This window comes from Sphingobium sp. TomTYG72, assembly GCF_055394715.1.
On sequence record NZ_AP027337.1, the window covers coordinates 317,243 to 331,294 of the forward strand.

Here is a 14,052-nt window from a genome sequence, read left to right on the forward strand (position 1 = left end):
CGACCTCTCTCGTACCTCACAATACCCTTCAGATGGTAGAAGTGATGCTATCCAAGTTTGCAACGTGAGGAGGAACTGGCGGCGTGCTAGAGCATTTTCGAAGCAGATGGCATCATCTGCTGGCCCGGAAAATGCGGAAAACAAAGACAAATAGAGCATGATTCGATTCAATCTGATCGGATCATGCTCTAGATGGGGGGGATGCCCGACGGCGAGTGCCTACCGCCGAATTTCGAAACCGTCTCTGAGCCCGGCAAATAGCCGTCCGCAGATCCACTCGACTCCCGGTCACGATGCTTACCACCGGAACCGGGAGCCATGGTGGCAGGGTCAGAAATTCACGCGTACCGTGCCGCCAAAGATGCGCGGGGGACCATAGACCTGAATGGTGTTGCCAAAAAAGGACGTCAAGTCGAAAGCGTAGGTCTGATTCTTCTTGTTAGCGAGGTTCTGTACAAACAAGGACACTTCGGCATCCTTATTCCCCAGCGGGAATTTGTAGCCGACGCGCGCGTTCATCAGCGCATACCCCTTGCCGCTAACCAGTGGTCCGTTGATTGTGTTGTAATGTTGGCGGCTTGTATAAGAGCCATCATACTGGAACGACAGGGTGCCATTGGCGACCGGTTGCTCGTAGCGCAACAGCCAATTGGCGGTAAGATCGGGCGCGAGGATCATATGCTGCTTGGCGAATGTTCCCGGTGCCACCTCGACATCCTTGACACTCGCAGACATCGCCGCGACGCCAAACCGGGTTTCTAGACCGTCCAACGGACGAATGGTCAGTTCCGCTTCGCCGCCGTAGATCGTCGCGGGGAAATTCTTCACGATTGAGGAAAGGCCAGTAAAGATGAAGCCCTGATAGTTCTTGTAGTCGTAATAGAAGCCGCTCATGTTGAGGCGCATCACGCCATCGATGAGATCAGCTTTCATGCCCACTTCATAGGCATCCAGCGTCTCAGGCTTGAACGGCAGCTCTGAAACACTGAGCAGGCCGTCGAGAGGCGCTGTGAAGCTGCCCGCCTTCACCCCTCGGTTATAACCGAGATAGAACATCAGATTCCGATTGGGCGAATATTCGAGCTGGCCCTTCCAGGTGAAGAAACTGCTGTTCAGCTTGAGATGGGAGCGATCCGTTTCGGCCAGCAGCGACCCAGGGATGGTGACATCCGCGCAGGTGCTAAGGCCACCGGGAATATCGACGCAGTTGGCCTTGATATTATATTGCTTGCGGTCATCCGTCCAACGCAGGCCGAGGATCAGCTTGAGTTGATCGGTCAACTCATATTCTCCCTGGGCGAAGGCAGCGAAAGCCTTCGTCTTGAGTCCATAGTCGAGATCAATGCCATAACCATAGCCGGGAATCGGATCGCCGGTAACACTGTCTGTCGCCCCTGTCACGCCAGGAAACTGGAAAGTTCCAAAATAATTACCATCTATAACCAGGTAATATAGTCCGGCTGTCCATGTAAAACTGTCAGACTTTCCATTGGCACGGACTTCGGCGCTAAACGTATTAGCATCCTGATCCGTTCCGAACGCAGCAATATTATACGGACCTCCATCATCATCTTCGAGATATGACTTTTTACTCTTAGAATAATTGACGATAGCGGTCAGATTCCAGTCATCTGCAGTATAGGTTAGGTCGCCAGTGTAGGAATAGGATTCCTTATCAACGAAACCGCGAATATTTGGAGCTTCCGAGTTGATTTTCGGATCGAAAGGAGAGCCGAAAAAGTCCGTGGCGTTGAGGTCGATGACACCGTTTGGCGTAGGCACAGTGTCATACGCGTTTCCGACATTGTTGACCCTGCCATAGTTGAAGGTGAAACCAGCGGTCACGGCATCGGTGACGTCCCAATCCACCTTCGCGCGGATGTTTTGATTATCGAAATTGCGAAATCTGTCTGCCTTGGTCGCCTTTGCCTTTTCAGGAAATTCACCGAAAATCTCACCAGCGTTGGTTGCCAGTCCGGTTCCTGAATGCTTGAAATAACCATCGGATTTGTTCGATACAAAGGCGATCCGCGCGCGCACCGTGTCGGACAACGGTCCGGAAAGTGCTCCTTCGAAGCGCATCTGCCCATATTTGGCGAGCGTGATATCGGTATAACCCTCGAACTCTCGCGTCGGGTCCTTAGTGACGATATGGACGAGCCCGCCGGTCGCGTTTCTGCCGAACAGCGTGCCCTGCGGGCCGCGCAACACCTCGACATGATCGACGTCGAACATTTCCGCCGTTGCCGAGCCGGTTAGCGCCATATAGACCCCGTCCACATAGACGGCACTCGGTGCTTCCTGATGGTCCGCGAAGTCGTTCTGCGAAATGCCACGGATCGAGAAGAGGCCGGTGGAACCGCCGCCGGAAAAGGACGTGGCGACCAGGCCAGGAGTCTGCGCAGCGATATTTTCCGAGCTGGACCAGCCCATCTGTGCGATGTCCTGACCGGAAAAAGCGGAGATCGAAATGCCAACATCCTGCACGGATTGCGCGCGCTTCTGAGCGGTGACGACTATATCCCCCAGCCCGGAAGATGTATCCACCTCCTGGGCATAAAGCGGCGAGATGCCGGACATGAAGAACGCGCAAAATGCCGCACCTTGACAGAAATATGACTTTCTCATAATTTTCCCCACAGAACTATTTTTTCTGAATTTTAGGCTTCTGCGCCCCAGGCCTCTTTCCGCGAGGCAGGAATTGAAATTCAGGGCTGAGCGCCTGCTTTACAATACCCTCAAAGAGGTATTGATGCTTCGTCACATCAGATCACACTTCAGTGTAAAGGCGGGGCCATTACAGCTGGCAGAAGTGGGCTAAGGCTGCCGTCCTGACTTGAAGTGGGCATCAATCGGAGAAGGCAGTGATCAAGTTCAAAAAGGCGAGAAGCAGATCCATTGCCGCAGCGGAAACCGCTGAAACCGTTTCCCGCCGGGATTTCATCGCTAGTGTTTCTGTCGCCACTGTTGCCACGTCAGTCGCCCTATCGGGCTGCTCTGCCGTCAATGGCGGCGGTGGTTCGGACTACGACGTTATAGTCGTGGGGGGCGGCATGGCTGGTGTCAGCGCCGCTCGCGAAACCTCCAAGGCAGGTCTTAAAACTATACTACTTGAAGCCCGCAACCGCCTTGGCGGACGCACCTTCTTTGCCCCGTTCGGCGACGAGAAAGTGGAACTCGGCGCTAACTATCTCTACTGGCTGCAACCGCATATCTGGGCGGAAGTAAACCGTTACCAGCTGCCGATTATTGACACGCCAGCGGCTGTCGCTCCCGAACGGTGGATCTACCTCAAGAACGGGAAGGCAGTTGAGGCGGACATCGCCACCCTCTGGCCCAAGGTCGATAGGGCGCTGACCGATTATTGCGGCATGTCTCGCGAGGTATTCGAACGGCCCTATGACACCTTCTTCAACGACAAGTGGAAGCCCTATCAGAACCTTTCGATCCAGGACCGGTTGAACCAGATGGGATTGGATGAGGATGTCCGCATCAATGTGAACGCCATCTGGTCGGCCATGTCTCATGCCAAGTGCAATGAGGGCGGCTTTCTCGAAATGCTCCGCTGGTGGGCTAACCTCGGCAGCAATTCGACCGATTTCAACAATGCCACCTCCCGTTACAAGTTTGAGAAGGGTACTATCTCGCTCATCGACGCAATGATCAACGACGGCAAAACCGAAGTGAAATTGAGTACCCCGGTCAAGCGGATCGAGCAGAAAGGGGACAGGGTAAAGGTCACTACCGAGGAAGGGCAGACCTTGACTGCCCGTAAGGTGGTCCTTGCCGCTCCGCTTAATACATGGGCCGATTTCGAATTTGAACCCGCCCTTGCCGAAGTTAAGCTGAAGACGTCGAAGGAACGGCATGTCGGCAACGGCAACAAGCTTCACGTTAAGACCAAGGCCGAACTGGGCAATATCTTTCTTACCGCCGATGACAGTTTCGGACCGCTGCAATATGGGTATACTGAAAAGTCCGGGCCGGAGGGGACGACACTGCTGTCCTATGGCCTTGATGGCAGCTTCGATGTCAATAATCTCGAGGCGGTCCAGACCATGCTGCGCACCTTCATTCCTGATCTCGAGCTGGAGGCGACCTTTGGCTACCAGTGGGCGTTCGATCCATTCTCGAAGGGGACATGGTGCACGCTGCGACCGCATCAGTTCGCACTGATACCAGAACTGCAGAAGCCTGAGGGCAATATCCATTTTGCCACCTCTGATATTGCGACCATGTGGCGCGGTTGGATGGACGGCGGTATCGAGATGGGTGTCAGCACCGGTCAGCAGATCGCGAAGGACCTGGTCAAGGCCTGACGGACGGAAAAGGAAGAAGGATGAAGATTGCTCATTACCGCATCGCGGTAACCGCCATGACTGTCGCACTAGCCTTGGGCGGCTGCGGCGGGCAGCCGAAGCAGGCTAGCCATTCAGAATCGGAAAGCTCAGGCGGCAGTGTCGCAAGCCAGGATGCTGCGCCTCCGCTACCAAAGGAGGTAAAGCTTGATCCCGAGTGCGATCAGGCACTGGCCAAGACCACTGTCATCCAGTGTGAGGTGTGCCACAGCCTTCAGAAGGGCCAGCCTAATATGACCGGTCCCGATCTGTGGGATGTTGTCGGCCGCAAAGCGGCTTCGATGGAAGGGTTCGCCTATTCGCCTGCGCTGAAGGCGAAAGGTATAACATGGGACGAGAAGACTCTCGACTCCTTCTTGGCCAATCCGCAAACCTTCGTGAGCGGTACGCGCATGGCATTTGGTGGGGTCAAGGATGCGGCCGCCCGGGCAGCCGCGATCTGCTATCTCAAGGCGCTTCACTAACATCGGAACATCATCCCTGAGGGTAAGAATGAGAACAGCATTGCTTACTATTGCCGTTTCCGCACTGGTCGCCGTTACGGGCGAGGCCGCGGCACAGACTCCATCTTCTCTCGCTGACGAGGCAAACCGGTGGTACGAGCGGGTCTACGCGGCGGATTTCGTTAGCGGCAGCCCGAATTTCTACGGTCACTATCTTGCCCAGGTACAGTTCATCCGGGGGAACGAGGCCCGGATACTAAATCGCGGCGATTTAGAAGCAGCCCTTTATACCGAATATGTGGAACCCTGGACCAAGGCTGGCTGGAAGAATAGCCACCTTGCCAATGTCAAGGCAGTAGCCTTGGGCCGGAACACTGTGCTGCTGCAGGCGCGCTGGTCGATAACCGATGGTGATGGCCACTCCGTCACCGCCTGCATTAAGCCTGGCTGGAACTACGTCGTGGTCAAGGCTGAGAACCAGTGGCATATCGTCACGGAAATAGAGGCGCCTTGCCAGGATTGACGGCCCTCGCCATTCTAAAGGTGACGTTCTGAAATAGGTCATTGCACGAGCGAACCACAAATGTCCTCTGAGGGTGGACACAGTTTACATGGACAGCCGGTGTTTCGACTAACATAATCATTATCATTGCTTCGACCGGCTGTAAGCGCCGGATATAGATGACACCCTTCTGCTAGCTGTCTGGTTGCGACACATCATTGGCGTAATATAGTATGTCGTCGACTTTGGTCATAAGATCGTCCGGTGCCGTCGGCTTGTAAAGAGGATTGGCGAGCGCGGGCATAAGGCCGATCCGCTCCTCTACCTTCTGGCATGGTGAGCTGCCGAGGAGCACGCGCTGTCGTCGCCGATTGTAGGCACGGTTGAAGCCGGTCAGCAGGATTTCCAGATCAGCATGGCCGGCGACGTTGATGCCCATCACTTCGCTGGCGATGCGGCCGTTGAAGCGTTCGACCATGCCATTGGTTTGCGGGGTATAGGGTCGTGTCGTGCGGTGAACGAGGTTGATCTTCGCGCAGGCGCGTTCGGAACAGGTTTCTCTGACAGGGTTGCCTGCGCGGCGGGTTGATCATCTGCCTGCGGATCGGCCTGCTGAGCGAAAGCCGACGTGGCCGTCGTGGGAGCATGAGCATCCCTCCGCCGAATGTTTCATCTTCCTGTCCTCGCGAAATTGAAATGCGGCGCTCATCGACCGTCAGCCATGCGCGCGATATAAGTATCGTACCGTAGCGCGCGCCCAACGCGACCGCCCTATTTTAAGCATTCAAAGCCCCCGCCTTGGCTTATTGACGTCAACACGCTGTCGAGCAGCAGGGACAGATCAGACGAGGAACTGAGATGGACCATGCCCGTCACGATCATCACGCCTCCAAGGTGGAGCAGGACGTGCGCGATCCCGTCTGCGGTATGATGGTCGATCCGCATGGCACGGCGCATCGCGCCGAGCATGGCGGCAAGACTTTCTATTTTTGCAGCAGCAAGTGCCAGGCAAAGTTCGCGGCCGATCCCCTGCGCTATATTGGCGAAGCGCCGCCCGTCCCGAACGCAAACCCTGAGGGCACGATCTGGACCTGCCCGATGCACCCGGAAGTGCGACAGGATCATCCCGGCGCCTGTCCGATCTGCGGCATGGCTCTCGAACCGGAAATGGCGCGTGCGGAGAGTGACCCCAGTCCGGAGCTGGCTGACATGACACGTCGCTTCTGGATTGGCCTCATCCTCGCCTTTCCCGTGTTCGTGCTGGAAATGGGCGGGCATCTGTTTCCCGCTCTTCATCATTTCGTGCCCATGCCGGTTTCAACATGGATCCAGCTGGTGCTGGCGACGCCCGTCGTGCTGTGGGCCGGATGGCCGTTTTTCACGCGGGGCTGGGCCTCGCTCAAGACCCGCAACCTGAACATGTTCACCCTGATTGCCATGGGCACGGGTGTCGCATGGGCTTACAGCATGGTCGCCGCACTTACCCCTGAACTGTTCCCTCCAGCCTTCCGCAACGCCGATGGCACGGTGGCTGTGTATTTCGAGGCAGCGGCGGTGATCACTGTCCTCGTCCTGCTCGGCCAGCTTCTTGAACTGCGCGCGCGCGAGCGAACCTCAGGTGCGATCAAGGCACTCCTCCGCCTTGCCCCCAAGACGGCCCGCCGTCTGCTCGCAAATGGCGAGGACGAGGAGGTCAGTCTCGATCTCGTCGGCGTTGGCGACCGATTTCGGGTACGACCGGGCGAAAAGGTGCCCGTAGATGGGACTGTCGAGGACGGACGTTCATCACTCGACGAGTCCATGGTGACGGGAGAATCCATGCCGGTCACCAAGGCCAAGGGCGACAGCGTCATCGGCGGTACACTCAACCAGACCGGCGCGCTTGTCGTCGTGGCGACCAAGGTTGGCCGCGACACGATGCTGGCTCGCATCGTGCAGATGGTCGCCGAGGCACAGCGCTCGCGCGCGCCGATTCAGCGCATGGCCGATCAGGTTTCGGGCTGGTTCGTGCCGGTCGTCATCGCCGTCGCCGTCCTTGCTTTTGCCGGTTGGGGTATCTGGGGGCCGGAGCCGCGCTTCGCCTACGGTCTCGTCGCGGCGGTCGCGGTGCTCATTATCGCCTGCCCCTGTGCGCTGGGTCTGGCAACCCCGATGTCTATCATGGTGGGCGTGGGCCGAGGCGCGGGCCTGGGCGTCCTCATCAAGAATGCCGAGGCGCTGGAGCATATGGAGAAGGTCGACACACTGGTCGTCGACAAGACCGGCACGCTTACGGAAGGGCGCCCGGCCGTGATTGCGATAGTGTCGACTGCGGGCCAGATGGAGGCCGAGTTACTACGCTTCGCCGCCTCGGTCGAACGGGCTTCGGAGCATCCGCTTGCTCTTGCCATTGTCGAAGCCGCCCGCGCTCGGTCGATGGCCTTGCCTCAGGTCAGCACGTTCGATTCTCCGACCGGACGCGGAGCGACCGGCATCGTCGAAGGGCGCAGGATTGTCCTTGGTAACGCGACCTTTCTTGATGATCAGGGCGTCGATACCAGTGCGCTCGCCGCTGCCGCCGACGATCTGCGGAGGGACGGCGCGACCGCGATCTTCGTTGGTATCGACGGCGAAGCGGCAGGGATTATTGCCATCGCAGATCCCGTCAAGCAGACGACCCCGGAAGCACTCGCCGCACTGCGCGATGAGGGAATCCGCGTGGTGATGCTGACGGGCGACAACAAGACCACGGCGCAGGCGGTGGCGGCCCGTCTGGGCATCGACGAGGTCGAGGCGGACGTGCTGCCCGATCAAAAGAACGCGGTCATCGCCAAGCTCAAGCGCGAAGGCCGGGTGGTCGCCATGGCCGGTGACGGCGTGAACGATGCTCCAGCCCTTGCCGCCGCCGATGTCGGCATTGCCATGGGCTCTGGAACGGATGTCGCCATCGAGAGCGCAGGCGTGACCTTGCTCAAGGGCGATCTCAACGGCATCGTCCGCGCCCGGCTCCTTAGCCGGGCGACCATGTCGAACATTCGGCAAAACCTCGTCTTCGCCTTCATCTACAATGCTGCCGGTATCCCGATCGCGGCGGGCCTGCTCTACCCACTATTCGGCATCCTGCTTTCACCCATGATTGCGGCGGCCGCGATGGCGCTGTCATCCGTCAGCGTCGTCACCAATGCTCTCAGACTCAACAGGCAGACTCTATAAGCATGGGCAAATGCCTGCCAGTCGCGGCGGCAGAAATAGCGATCGGGCGGCGATCGATTGTGGCATCCACCCATCAGGCTATTGATTGATTGCTACCGACGCCGGAAATCTTTCGAACATGTCGGCTGGCGGGGGAGGTTCGCAAGCGCGCATGCCCTCGCCATCTTTAGCGACACCTGGGCTCGACGCATGGATCACCATGCTCTGAATGTCGATCGGCCTTAGTTCGCGCTGAACGGTAGACCTCATGACGGCAGGTTGGGCATCCATTGCGGAAAAGCCCCGCGTCTGCACCTAGGGATCGATAATCGTCGGCTGAGTGGCGCCAAGGGGTCTGAGGCAGAAATATGTCGGTGCCAGTCATCTGTTCTGACCAGGTGATCATTACAAAAGTCGTTGCCTAACCGCCACAAGCTACCCGTTCACCCACTCGCTGTTCGCCCCATTGTCACATAATCTGATTTGCCGGTATTTCGGACGTTGCTCATCGAAAGGCATGGCTTCATAAGATCGTATGAAAATCCAATCACAGACTGTGCCTTCGCTTTCGAGAATTCAGGAAAATTGGTTAGCCGCCAAAGAACGGCGATTGCTCAACTGGCTATGCGGCCGAATGCCGCAGTGGGTGACGCCTGATCGCCTGACCTCACTTGGCATGGTTGGCGCACTCATGACCTTCCTGGGGTATGTCGCCAGCAGTGTGGGGGCCTCCTGGCTGCTCCTTGCCATCGTCGGCTATGTCGTCCAATGGTTCGGGGACTCGATGGATGGCAGCATCGCGCGTTATCGCCATATCGAACGTCCTTCCTACGGTTATTTTATCGATCACAGCTGCGATGGTCTGGCGACATTGCTGATCCTTGCAGGCATTGGCCTTAGCCCCTTCGTGACCATGGATGTCGCGCTGGTGGCGCTGGCCGGTTATCTGTTGCTTTCGATCCACGCCTATCTTTCCGCCCGTGTTCTAGGAGAGTTCAAGCTGTCCTATCTAGCCGCTGGTCCCACGGAATTGCGATTGGTGCTGATTGCCCTGACCCTGATGATGATGGCGCTTGGGTCCGGTCCCGGCATCTTTGGCGCGGTGTCGGGCTTCGATGTCTTTGTGGGGGCGGTCGGGATGATCCTGATCCTGCTGTTCATCATCCAGACGGTAATCACCGGACGGCGCCTTGCCCAGGCCGAGCGTGGCGGACAATGACTTGCAATGCTGCATGAATGTGGTTTCCCGATGATCCAGATTCCTTGCGGATATCCGGTCATCCGCTGATCAGCCGCACGGTGGTCAGTGACGGCTTCGACGCGGCGGACGACTGGATCGCCGCGCGGGTGACGGCGGGAACAATGGTCATCACGGCCGATATTCTTTTGGCCGACCGCTGCCCTTAAAATGGGTGGCGTAGTGATCTCTCCAACGGGAAAGCCCGTTACGAGCGCTTCAATCGGCAATGCCATCGCAGTTCGCGCGATCATGGCCGATTTGAGGTGATGTGCGGAGCGATAACAACTCGGCCGGGATATCGTAAAGGTTGCACCGCGCGCCCATGCCTGTGATAGGCGCCCGCCCCACCGGTCAAGGTGACCTTCCGCCAAATTACATGGAAATGACATGACTTCGCGTGCTTGTTCAATCGGGATCGACTTTGGAACAACCAATTCCGTTGTGGCATTGGGCAATACTGACGGTGGCGCAAGGTTGGTCGATTACCCGGCGCCCGGCAATTCCGGCCCCATCTTTCGCTCCGCGCTTTGCTTCTGGGAGGATAGCGGCGTGCCGGGCGGCATTGCGCGGGAAGCAGGACCATGGGCCATCGCCGAGTTTCTGGATTTCCCTCAAGGCAGCCGTTTCCTGCAATCCTTCAAGTCCGTCGCTGCAAGCAGGGCGTTCGAGCATGCAACCATTTTCGACAAGCGATTGCGCTTCGAGGAGCTGGGCCATGTTTTTCTGGAGCGGCTGCGGGCACGTGCGGCCGATGCACTGAAGCTGTTGCCGCCGCGCGTCGTTGTTGGCCGCCCGGTTCGCTATGCAGGGCAACGGCCGGACAACAGGCTCGCTCGCCAGCGCTACGACCTCATGTTCGCGGCCCTCGAGCGGGAAGTGCATTATGTTTACGAACCACTGGGGGCGGCTTTCAGCTTCGCCGCGCGGCTCACTGAACCCGCAACCTTGCTGGTCGCCGACTTCGGGGGCGGTACGAGCGATTTTTCCGTTGTGCGGATCGAGGCGCCGGGCACGGCGCAACGCTGCATACCGCTTGGGTCCGCCGGGATCGGCATAGCGGGCGATCGTTTCGACTATCGCATCATGGACAAGTTGGTACTCCCCATGCTGGGTAAAGGCGGCACATATGCGTCCATGGGCAAGACGCTGGAGATACCAGCGGGCCATTTCGCCGATTTTGGGGACTGGGCTCGCCTTGCGCTGATGCATAATCGCCGTACGCTCGCTGAATTGCAGAAGCTGAAGCGAGCTGCGACCGATCCCGCTGCAATATGTCGAATGATCGCCGTTGTGGAAAATGAGCTTGGCTACCCCCTCTATAACGCGGTTGCCCAATTGAAGCGGACACTCTCGACCCAAGAGCATGCACATTTTCATTTTGATAGCGCCGGCGTGTATGTGGAGGCGGACGTCAGCCGCACCGATTTCGAGAAGTGGATCGCTCCGGATCTCGACCGCATCGGCGCGACAGTGGACGAGACGCTTGCCAAGGCGGGTCTTTCAGCCGGACGGATAGATCATATTTTTCTTACCGGCGGTTCCTCGCTAATCCCTGCGGTACGACGCATTTTTGAAGAGCGTTTCCCAGCTAATCGCATCGCCTCGGGCAATGAACTGACGTCGATCGCCCATGGACTGGCGCTGATCGGTCAGGAAACCAACATAGGCGAATGGGCTGCGCACAGTGAGTAGTGAAAAGAGCGGGTGAAGCGGTTGGTGATAGTGGTCGTTCATCGCTGTTGGTCCACGAGCTGGTCGACAGTGACTTTGACGCAGTTCGATTTAAAGCGATGAATGACCAGTCCTGTGACGGCCGCGAAGTAAGCTGAACGTCTACTGCTGGAGAGAATCCATCGCCAAACCTCTCATAAGAGTCGTTTCAGCGAGCAGTCGCGCAGCACTATGGGCGGCAAATCAGTAAGCGTGGGCTGGAGGCCGCAGATCAGGCGGCTTCGGCGATCGGTTGCTGATCTGGCCGCCAGTTCCAGGGCAGGAGTTCATCCCAGCGGGCAGCAGGCCAGTCGCCAGCGATCTTGGCGATGACATCTGCGATATAAGTCTGCGGTTCGAGGCCATTGAGCTTTGCGGTTTCGATGACGGAGTAGATGGCCGCCGCCCGATCGCCGCCCGCCTTTGAGCCGGCGAACAGCCAGTTTTTACGGCCCAGGGCCACGCACCGCATGGCACGCTCCGCGATGTTGTTATCGATCTCCAGACGCCCATCATCGAGGAAGCGCGTGAGCGCCACCCAGCGCTTGCGACCATAGGCTATCGCTTTCGCCATCTCGGACTTGGGCGAGAGGCGGCGCAGGGCATCATCAATTGCTTGCCGCAGATCATCGATCAACGGCTTAGTGCGGTCGTGCCGGCTTCGTCGGCGGATCTCGGGTTGCTGGCCTCGAACCTCTGCCTCAATCTCATAGAGTTGGCCGATACGTTCCAGCAGGTCGGTGGTGAGCGGCGTCGGCTTGGAGGCGTGGATGTCGAATATCTTCCGCCGGAAATGCGCCCAGCAAGCAACCTCGGTGACGCGGTTGGTGTTGTAGAGCTTGTCATAACCGGCATAGCCGTCGGCCTGGAGATAGCCCGTGAAGTTGGCCAGCTGCCGCTGGGGATGCGCACCGGTGCGATCGGTGGTGAACTCATACCAGACCAGCGGCGGGGTCGTGGCGCCAGAACCCCGATCGTCGATGGCATACGCCCAAAGCCTACCGGTCGCCGTCTTGCCCCGCCCCGGATCAAGCATGGGAACCGGCGTATCGTCGGTATGAATCTTCGAGGCGGTGAGGCCGACCTCTCGGATACGACTGATGATCGGGTCGAGCAGCACGGATGCCTGTCCCACCCAGCCTGCGAGCGTCGAGCGGTCGATCTCGATGCCCTGTGCCGCCATGATCTCGGCCTGCCGGTACAGCGGCAGATGATGATCGAACTTGGAGACGACGACGTGAGCCAGCGTGCCGAAGGTCGCCTTGCCCCGGGCAATGGCTTTTACCGGCGCGGGCGCCTGCACGATCTTCTCGCAGGACCGGCAGCTATACTTGGGCCGGATGGTCCGAACGACACGCCATTGCACTGGCACGGCATCGAGCATCTCGTCGCTATCCTGCCCCAGAGGCCGCAGCGCTCCGCCGCAATCTGGACAGGTGCAACTGCCCTGTTCGGGCTCGATCCGCTGTTCCTCCCGCGGCAGATGAGCGGGTAGCGCACGAACAGGCGACGGCCGATCAACCTCTGCCGGATCGGCCCGACGCGCGGCGGCGACGATCGCCTCGCCTTCGAGTTCTTCAAGGGCCAGCTCAAGCTGTGCGATCTGGGTATCGAGCTTCTCGGACGACTTGCCGAACTGCATCCGCTTGAGGCGCGCGATCTGCACGCGCAGCGTGTCGATCAAGATGTCGCGGGCAGAAATATCGGCGTGGGCGGCCGCCAAAGCAGCTTCGAGCTCGGCGATCCGAGCGTCTTTGTCAGCGGTGGAAAGGCCTGCGTCCGACACTGCGATCCTATAGCGGATCAGGGGCTGCAATGCCAGAAAAAGTGCCGGAAAATGGGCGCTTTATCCCGCGAGCGAAGGGGTAAAAGTGCGCTCCGGCCGTCGCCAGTCAATGCCTTCCAATAACATGGAAAGCTGGGCCGCGGTCATCACCACCGACCCGGTCTTGGTCGATGGCCACACGAACCGGCCACGGTCCATCCGTTTGGAGAAAAGGCACATGCCCTGACCGTCATACCAGAGCAGCTTCACCAGATCACCGCGCTTCCCTCGAAAGGCGAACAGCGCACCGGAATGCGGGCTCTGCTCCAGAACCTGCTGCGCCATCACGGCCAGGCCGTCAAAGCCCTTGCGCATGTCCGTCGCCCCGCAGGCCAGGAATATCCGCGTTGAGGGCGGCAGCGGGATCATTGCGTCAGAACGCCGATTACCCGCGACAGGGCATCGGCATCTACCGTGGCGTCCACACTCACCCTGATGCCCGACGGCAGCTCGATGCCGATCACGCCGACGCTGCGCGCCGCGACCGCCGGCGCAGGCAAGGCTAGCTGGTCGCAGATCTGCACCTCCGCAAAGGCAGGCTCGATCGGCTTGCGCACCCCGGCAAGCTCGCCAGACATTGCCTGTCGCCGCCATGTGTAGATCGATCCGCTGCCGACATCATGACGTTCACAGGCCGAGCGCACGCAACCCTCGGGGCCAAATGCATCCCGCAGGACGGCCAGCTTCTGCTCCACCGTCCACCGCCGCCGACCCGACACCCGGCTAACGATCTCTATCCGACTACTCATACGACCGCTCGTATGAGTAGTCGCTGCACCGCTCGCTGAATCCTCGATCTCGTC

The 14,052-nt window shown here is 58.8% G+C and carries 10 protein-coding genes and 2 pseudogenes; 7 read left to right on the forward strand and 5 right to left on the reverse strand.

From position 1 onward, the window contains the following. Nucleotides 1-330: 330 nt before the first annotated feature. Complete coding sequence (locus ACZ5U1_RS14865) at nt 331-2,628, reverse strand: TonB-dependent receptor (protein ID WP_464780663.1); 2,298 nt, start codon at nt 2,626-2,628, stop codon at nt 331-333. Between the two features lie 236 nt (nt 2,629-2,864). Between ACZ5U1_RS14865 and ACZ5U1_RS14870 the strand changes: the two genes are divergently transcribed. The 3 genes from ACZ5U1_RS14870 to ACZ5U1_RS14880 are packed head-to-tail and all read left to right on the forward strand — an operon-like array spanning nt 2,865 to nt 5,324. Beyond that, on the forward strand, nt 2,865-4,319 hold the full coding sequence (locus ACZ5U1_RS14870; RefSeq protein WP_464780664.1) for a flavin monoamine oxidase family protein: 1,455 nt from the start codon (nt 2,865-2,867) through the stop codon (nt 4,317-4,319). Nucleotides 4,320-4,339: 20 nt separating this feature from the next. Further along, complete coding sequence (locus ACZ5U1_RS14875; RefSeq protein ID WP_464780665.1) at nt 4,340-4,822, forward strand: c-type cytochrome; 483 nt, start codon at nt 4,340-4,342, stop codon at nt 4,820-4,822. 28 nt (nt 4,823-4,850) lie between these two features. Next, nucleotides 4,851-5,324 (forward strand): hypothetical protein, encoded by a 474-nt coding sequence (locus tag ACZ5U1_RS14880; protein ID WP_464780666.1) that lies wholly within the window; start codon nt 4,851-4,853, stop codon nt 5,322-5,324. Between the two features lie 172 nt (nt 5,325-5,496). Here ACZ5U1_RS14880 and ACZ5U1_RS14885 read toward each other — a convergent pair. Beyond that, nucleotides 5,497-5,850 (reverse strand): annotated as a pseudogene (locus ACZ5U1_RS14885) (integrase core domain-containing protein); the annotation flags it as partial. Between the two features lie 311 nt (nt 5,851-6,161). Here ACZ5U1_RS14885 and ACZ5U1_RS14890 point away from each other — a divergent pair. The 4 genes and pseudogenes from ACZ5U1_RS14890 (at nt 6,162) to ACZ5U1_RS14905 (ending at nt 11,406) form a co-directional block, all read left to right on the forward strand. Then, nucleotides 6,162-8,495, forward strand: coding sequence for a heavy metal translocating P-type ATPase (locus tag ACZ5U1_RS14890; RefSeq protein ID WP_464780667.1), 2,334 nt, complete (start codon nt 6,162-6,164; stop codon nt 8,493-8,495). A 514-nt stretch (nt 8,496-9,009) separates the two neighbouring features. Beyond that, the gene (locus ACZ5U1_RS14895) at nt 9,010-9,693 is read left to right on the forward strand and encodes a CDP-alcohol phosphatidyltransferase family protein (RefSeq protein ID WP_464780668.1); all 684 of its coding nucleotides are present in this window, start codon (nt 9,010-9,012) and stop codon (nt 9,691-9,693) included. 44 nt (nt 9,694-9,737) lie between these two features. After that, nucleotides 9,738-9,978: pseudogene (locus ACZ5U1_RS14900) on the forward strand (DUF188 domain-containing protein); the annotation flags it as partial. 123 nt (nt 9,979-10,101) lie between these two features. Beyond that, nucleotides 10,102-11,406 carry an Hsp70 family protein gene (locus ACZ5U1_RS14905; RefSeq protein WP_464780669.1) on the forward strand — a complete coding sequence of 435 codons (1,305 nt, stop codon included), beginning with the start codon at nt 10,102-10,104 and terminating at the stop codon, nt 11,404-11,406. Between the two features lie 250 nt (nt 11,407-11,656). On the opposite strand, the gene tnpC is transcribed toward ACZ5U1_RS14905, so the two are convergent. Genes tnpC through tnpA form a run of 3 tightly spaced genes read right to left on the reverse strand, consistent with a single transcriptional unit; the run spans nt 11,657 to nt 13,998 of the window. Beyond that, nucleotides 11,657-13,210 carry an IS66 family transposase gene (tnpC, locus tag ACZ5U1_RS14910; protein ID WP_464777949.1) on the reverse strand — a complete coding sequence of 518 codons (1,554 nt, stop codon included), beginning with the start codon at nt 13,208-13,210 and terminating at the stop codon, nt 11,657-11,659. Nucleotides 13,211-13,270: 60 nt separating this feature from the next. After that, entirely contained in the window at nt 13,271-13,618 is a 348-nt protein-coding gene (gene tnpB, locus ACZ5U1_RS14915; RefSeq protein ID WP_065847213.1) for an IS66 family insertion sequence element accessory protein TnpB, read from the reverse strand. Next, entirely contained in the window at nt 13,615-13,998 is a 384-nt protein-coding gene (gene tnpA / locus ACZ5U1_RS14920) for an IS66-like element accessory protein TnpA (RefSeq protein WP_464777950.1), read from the reverse strand. The genes tnpB and tnpA overlap by 4 nt, the downstream gene beginning before the upstream one ends. Nucleotides 13,999-14,052 lie beyond the last annotated feature (54 nt).